Source organism: Paracoccus sigandri, from assembly GCF_003709565.1.
Classification (GTDB): domain Bacteria; phylum Pseudomonadota; class Alphaproteobacteria; order Rhodobacterales; family Rhodobacteraceae; genus Paracoccus; species Paracoccus siganidrum.
In genome coordinates, this window is record NZ_QNRC01000097.1 from 1 (window position 1) to 1,757 (window position 1,757).

The window sequence follows — 1,757 nt, forward strand, 5'->3', positions numbered from 1 at the left end:
AGAAGCGCGCAGGGCGATTGAGCAAACTGGGGGCTCCGCGCCCGACGCACTTGCCCAACCCGAAACCGACCAATATCAACCCCAAGGACTCTACATCACGGCGAGGGACGACCGGGGGGCAGGTCAAGGCGCATCATGACCAGGGGCCGCATCAACCGCGGGGCGACGTTCCGGGCGGACCCGCTACTGGACGAGGCCGAATGGGTCGCCTTCTGGCCGGCCGAGGTCTCCGCCGCCCTCCGCCAGGGTGATCGGCTGTATCCGCCGCAGGTTTCGATCGAGGCGGCCGAGCGCGCGACCGTCATGATCGCCGATGCCTCGGGCTGGGACCTCGGCACCGTGGCGTTCGATGTCTGGATCGATCGCGACGATCACCGCCCGCAACGCCCTGGAGCCCGCCAACGCCCAGCAGGTCCTGGTGATCGATGTCTCGGGCGATGAAACCGTCGCTGCCGGCAGCGCCACCTATGTCTGGCGCGAGGCGACCGAAGCCTGGATCAGGATCGGCGAATCCGAGAGCATGGACCTGTCCTCTCCTGGGACGGCCTGACCGGTCTGTCCCCCAGCAGCCCCGCCCAGATCGTCGCCGATCGCGACAGCCACGGCAACAAGACCGAACTGGACCTGATCGGCGAGGACGAAGACCAGAACCTGACATATCGCGGCGCGCGGCTGCGCACGGTCTGGAACAGCACGGGGTGGTGAGATGACGATCCGGTTCCACAAAACCGTTGGCGCGCTGCCCGCTCAGCTGGAGCCGGACGCCTATTCCGTCCGCACCCGGGTTGGCTTCGACCTCTATACCTTCGAAGCGACCGGCCGGATCGCGCATCGGGTCAATTCGGGCGCGGACCTGCCCGAGCGCGGCAATCCTCTGGACCGGGCTGCTCCCGGCCGGCTGGCACCTCGCCGCGTCCTTCGGCGCCGGCGGCGTGACCTTCGAATTCATCGCGCCGGGAGAGGGCACCGAGCCCGAACTCGAAATCGGCCTGATCTTCCCGCATAGGGCCGCCATGCCGGCAGGCATCGTCCTGGCCGGCCATTCCAGCCTGATGCCCTCGGGCGGCCCGACCCTGGGCGCCATTGGCCATTGGATTTCGGCCATGCCGGTCTGGCTGACCCCCGGCGACAGATATGTCCAGGAACTCATTGCCCATGGCATGATGCGGGCCGAGGTCATACCGGACGGCGTCCACCTGAATGACGCAAATGGCGTGGCGCGAGACGCCGAGTGGCAGGGCGCCGTCTTCATCACCGGGCAGCTTCACGCGGGCGCAGTCGGCATCATCGCGGAGGCAGGCCTGGCCTCGATCCAGACCCATTTCCGGGCCGGTCTTGGCGGCACGGAATTCGGCGGGGCGCTGGACATCGCCGATCCGCTTCCAAGCCCGGGCCAGGGGGAACCAGAAGGGCCCGACCTTCCGGCCAATCTTCTCTTCTGGACGCCGGCGTCCGATACCGGTCCGGCACTGAGGGCGCGCAACCGGCTGTCGCGGGCGGCATCATGAGCTTCGACGCAACCGGCCTGACCGGCAGCGCCACGACCAGCGGGTTCTGGGCCGCGCCCTCCGCATGGGGACGAGCGCCAATTCACTGGCGGTTCTCTACTTCGACCCCAACCATCCCGATGTGAGAAGGGCGGTGCGAAATTAGTCCACGTTAGCGGCGGCATGGTGCTGCTGCGGGCGGCGTAAAAGTCGTCCACCTTTGTCCCTTTCTGCGGCTGCAGGGAGGATGGGAGGATCTACAGCGTGGAG

General features: G+C 67.5%; 2 protein-coding genes. Both read left to right on the forward strand.

The window, feature by feature from the left end; genetic code table 11:
- Positions 1-349: 349 nt before the first annotated feature.
- Positions 350-550: a hypothetical protein gene (locus C9E82_RS23860; RefSeq protein ID WP_119901162.1), complete on the forward strand. Its 201-nt coding sequence runs from the start codon at positions 350-352 to the stop codon at positions 548-550.
- Positions 551-731: 181 nt separating this feature from the next.
- Positions 732-1,508, forward strand: a complete 777-nt coding sequence (locus tag C9E82_RS23865; RefSeq protein ID WP_147393181.1) for a hypothetical protein — start codon at positions 732-734, stop codon at positions 1,506-1,508.
- The last annotated feature ends 249 nt before the right edge of the window (positions 1,509-1,757 follow it).

What these genes read in the sequence shown, in the direction of transcription:
- C9E82_RS23860 (WP_119901162.1), top strand. Translation starts at nt 350, where the DNA reads ATGTCTGGATCGATCGCGACGATCACCGCCCGCAACGCCCTGGAGCCC.